This window comes from Arthrobacter sp. 35/47 (genome assembly GCF_000520475.1).
Classification (GTDB): domain Bacteria; phylum Actinomycetota; class Actinomycetes; order Actinomycetales; family Micrococcaceae; genus Arthrobacter_D; species Arthrobacter_D subterraneus.
This window is the reverse complement of the sequence record NZ_KI914588.1, coordinates 53,052-57,122: the sequence shown is the minus strand read 5'-3', so window position 1 is coordinate 57,122 and position 4,071 is coordinate 53,052. Positions and strand designations below refer to the sequence as shown.

4 protein-coding genes are annotated in these 4,071 nt (G+C 68.5%); 3 read left to right on the top strand and 1 reads right to left on the bottom strand.

What is annotated here, in order from left to right; all coding sequences use genetic code 11:
* The coding region (locus X803_RS18000) for a glycoside hydrolase family 76 protein (protein ID WP_051470491.1) at positions 1-955 on the bottom strand (955 nt) is incomplete at its 3' end.
* A 160-nt stretch (positions 956-1,115) separates the two neighbouring features.
* On the opposite strand from X803_RS18000, the gene X803_RS0105365 reads away from it, so the two are divergent.
* From X803_RS0105365 to X803_RS17995, 3 genes are all read left to right on the top strand, one after another.
* Positions 1,116-1,892 carry an SDR family NAD(P)-dependent oxidoreductase gene (locus X803_RS0105365; RefSeq protein ID WP_026544334.1) on the top strand — a complete coding sequence of 259 codons (777 nt, stop codon included), beginning with the start codon at positions 1,116-1,118 and terminating at the stop codon, positions 1,890-1,892.
* 35 nt (positions 1,893-1,927) lie between these two features.
* Complete coding sequence (locus tag X803_RS0105360; protein WP_026544333.1) at positions 1,928-3,133, top strand: acyl-CoA dehydrogenase family protein; 1,206 nt, start codon at positions 1,928-1,930, stop codon at positions 3,131-3,133.
* Between the two features lie 126 nt (positions 3,134-3,259).
* On the top strand, positions 3,260-4,071 hold an 812-nt coding region (locus tag X803_RS17995; RefSeq protein WP_035778031.1), incomplete at its 3' end, for an NADP-dependent oxidoreductase.

Genomic DNA, 4,071 nt, shown 5'->3' with positions numbered 1-4,071 from the left:
CGGTACGACGGCGGCTGCCGGCCTCCCGCCCGGTGCGCCCCTTCCAGAGGGCGTCCGCCGTCGTCGTAATCAGGGTTCCGGCGGTGGTGCGGGATGCCTCCGGTAGCACAGGGGATACGGCCGCGAGGGCAAGATAGCGGGCGAGGATCCCGGTGAAGAGGCCGCCGTCGCCGCCGCCGTGTGTGCGCAGGGCACCGGATGGCTGGACGAGGTGCGTTGCCACGGCGTCGATGAGGTTCCCTGCGCGCTGCAGGTTCTGCTCGCCGCCGAGCGCCAGCAGGGCACCGAGCACGGGGCCCTGGTTGTAGGTGTAGAGGTTGCTCACGAGGCGCTCGCCGGGGAGGCGGATGCCGTCATGGAGGAGGCCGGTTTCCGGGTCCTGGAGCCGGGCGAACATCCAGTCGACCAGCCGGGCGGCCTCCTCCCGCCGTCCGAGCCTGGCGAAATACAGCGTTGCGGGGGCGGTGGCCGGGGTGTTCTTGAAGTCGCGTGAGGTGTTCCAGAACAGGCCGCCGCCGAGGTCGGGCGTGTGCGCGGATGCCAGGACCGGGTTCAGGGCGGTGAGCGGCCGGGTTCCGGCGATGTCAGCCGCCCGCAGCGCGGCGAGAGCCAGCCAGGCCATGTCGTCGTAGTAACTGTTGCGCCAGCGGCCGCCGTTGCGCAGGCGGATGGTGCGCAGCAGGCGGCGGGCGCGCGTGCGGTGGCAGACGCCGTCGTCGTGCTCACTGGGGTTGGCGCTTTCCCGCTCTGCGGCGTCGAGCAGGCAGTCGAGGTAGTGCGCCTGCCACCAGTAGTGCCAGGGTGCGCCGGTCCGGCGCGGGAGGCTCACCTGCGCCAGATGGGTGCCGGGGAGGCCGAACAGCCGGCCACCGAAGGCGCCGGAGACTGACGAGGCCGCTGCTGCGGCGCGGGCGCGCGCCACGGCTTGTTCCTCAAACGTGTTGCTGGTGGGCATAGAGCCACCCTAAACCGCGGCGCCGGGCCCGCAGTTGAGCACAATGCCCAGTGCGCCGGCGGGCGGATGCTGCGGTGTGCTGCGTCACAGTAGGCTTCCAAGAGGAGCGGCTTTCATCCCGCTTGAACTTCGACGTGAACTTCGACGCAAAGGAGCTGTCATGGAGTGTGCAGGAACAGTAGCCCTGGTGACCGGCGGTGCGTCCGGGCTTGGCCGGGCGACGGCGCAGCGGCTGCATGACGACGGCGCGGCGGTGGTGATCCTGGATCTGCCGCAGTCGGACGGGGCTGCCTTCGCATCCTCCCTGGGCGAGCGGGCGCGGTTTGTGCCGGCCGATGTGACCAGCGAGGAGCAGGTGCAGGCTGCGGTGGATGCGGCGGCAGAGCTCGGTCCGCTGCGGATCGTGGTGAACTGTGCAGGAGTGGCCACCCCCGGCAAGGTGCTGGGCCGGGACGGAGTGCTGCCGCTGGAGCAGTTCAGCAGGGTCATCAACATCAACCTGATCGGTACGTTCAACGTGCTGCGGCTCGCGGCTGCCGCGATGGCGGCCACGGATCCGGTGCAGACGGACACCGGGACCTCCGAGCGCGGCGTCATCATCAACACGGCGTCCGTCGCAGCGTTCGACGGGCAGATCGGGCAGCCCGCCTACTCCGCGTCGAAGGGTGCGGTGGCGGCGATGACGCTGCCGATCGCCCGCGAGTTTGCACGGTCCTTCATCCGCGTCATGACCATCGCCCCGGGGATTTTCGAGACTCCCATGATGGCAGGGCTGCCGCAGGAGGCCCAGGACTCCCTGGGGAAGCAGGTGCCGCACCCCTCCCGGCTCGGCAAGGCCACCGAATACGCCGCACTGGTTGCGCACATCGTGGAGAACCAGATGCTCAACGGGGAGACCATCCGGCTCGACGGCGCCATCCGCATGGCCCCCAAATAAACCCGCCTTTTTCAACCCATCGAAAGGACAGCTCAATGGAGAGCGGCCTCCCATCCGCAGACTTCTACGGATTCGAGTCCCTGCTCAGCGACGCCGAACGGGCGAAGCTACAGGAGGTTCGCGATTTCCTTGCCGCTGAGGTGACGCCGTACGCCACCGACTGGTGGAACCGGGCTGAATTTCCGCTGGAGGTGCTGCCCAAACTGGCCGGCCTCAACCTGAGCACCCCCGTGCAGCAGGGGTACAGCTACCTGTTCAGCGGGATGGTCATCGCCGAGCTCACCCGCGCGGACACGTCGCTGGCCACGTTCTTCATGGTGCATCACGATCTCTTTGTCGAGGCCCTGCACGAGTTCGGAACCGAGGAGCAGAAGGCCCGGCTGCTCGACGACGCGATGGCGCTGACCATCACCGGCGCCTTTGCGCTGACCGAACCGCTGCACGGCTCCGACGTTGCCGGCGGCATGGCAACCACCGCCACCCGCGACGGCGACACCTGGCTCCTGAACGGAGCCAAACGCTGGATCGGGAACGGCACCTTCTGCGACTACATGCTGCTGTGGGCACGCGATACCGAGGACGGCTCGGTGCGCGGCTTCATCCTCGACGCGACGCTGCCGGGGGTGACCCGGACGGCGATCGAGAACAAGATTGCGCTGCGGACGGTGCAGAACGCAGACATCCTCCTGGACAACGTCCGGGTCCCGGAGGCTGACCGCTTCGCCGGGATCAACAGTTTCACCGACACCAAGCACCTGCTGCGGGGCTCGCGCATCCTGGTGGGCTGGCAGGCGGTAGGGCAGCAGCTGGCCGCGTTCGACGCGGCGCGGGCCTACGCTGTCGAACGCCACCAGTTCGGGCGTCCGCTGGCCAGTTTCCAGCTCATCCAGGAACAGCTGGTCCGCATGCTCGGGAACACCACCGCCAGCCTGGGGCTGATGGCGCGCGTGGCGCAGCTGCAGGAGGATGAGCGTCGCGGACCGCACGGAGTGCAGCAGCAGGTCCGGCACAGCGGAGCGGACATGGCGCAGGCGGCGCTCGCAAAGTCGTATACCTCCTCGCGGATGCGGGAAACGGTGGCGCTGGGCAGGTCGATCTTCGGCGGCAACGGCATCGTGACCGACTACGGGATGGCCAAGATCTTCGCGGACGCCGAGGCCATCTACACCTACGAGGGGTCCTTCGAGATCAACACGCTCATCGTGGGGCGGGCCGTCACGGGAATCTCGGCGATCCTCTAGCGCCCCTTCCGGCTCCATGGACTTCCGCCGGGTGTGACCGCCTGCACTGCGGCCCTGGGGAATGCTGCGGCGGGTCCGTGGGGTTGCCCCAGAGAGAAGCCACAGGATCAATGGAAGGAAGCGCCCGTGAAAGCAGTGTTCTATTCGAAGTACGGCGACCAGGGAGTTCTCGAATACGGTGACCAGCCGGATCCCAGGGTCGGACCGGACACGGTCCTCATTGAAGTGAAAGCGGCCTCCGTGAACCCCGTCGACTGGAAGGTCATGGCGGGATATCTCGACGGTGCCCTAACGGCCCACTTCCCGGTGATCCCGGGCTGGGACGTTGCCGGCGTCGTTCTCCAGCCGGGACCCGCGGTGACCGAGTTCTCGGCCGGTGACGAGGTGATGGGTTACGTGCGGATGGATACCGTGGGCCAGGGAACGTTCGCCGAGCAGGTCGCCGCGCCGGTGCGCACGCTCTCGCGCAAGCCCGCCAACCTCTCCTGGGAGGAAGCGGCCACCGTCCCGCTGACCGGCCTGACCGCGCTGCAGACCCTCGATGCGCTGGACGTCGGCACCGGCGACACTGTGCTGGTCCACAATGGCGCCGGCGGCGTGGGCACCTTCGGTATCCAGATCGCCCGCGCCCGCGGAGCCCGCGTGATCGCCACGGCCTCGGAACGGAACCACGATTTCCTCCGCGGGCTCGGCGCGGAACCCCTCACCTATGGGGAGGGTATTGCCGAGCGGGTCCGGGAGATCGCGCCTGACGGTGTGAGCGCCGTCGTCGATTTCGTGGGTGGTGAGGACTGGCGGGCGTCGCTCGACGTACTGTCCCAGGCGGGACGCGTTGCCTCCATCGCTGACGCGGACGTCAAGGAACACGGGGGCCGGTACATCTTTGTGCGGCCGGTCGCCGCCGACCTCTCGACGCTCGCCGAGCTCATCGAGGCGGG

Excerpts from the sequence above, each read along its gene's own strand:
- X803_RS0105365 (WP_026544334.1), top strand. The coding sequence starts at position 1,116 with ATGGAGTGTGCAGGAACAGTAGCCCTGGTGACCGGCGGTGCGTCCGGG.
- X803_RS0105360 (WP_026544333.1), top strand. The coding sequence starts at position 1,928 with ATGGAGAGCGGCCTCCCATCCGCAGACTTCTACGGATTCGAGTCCCTG.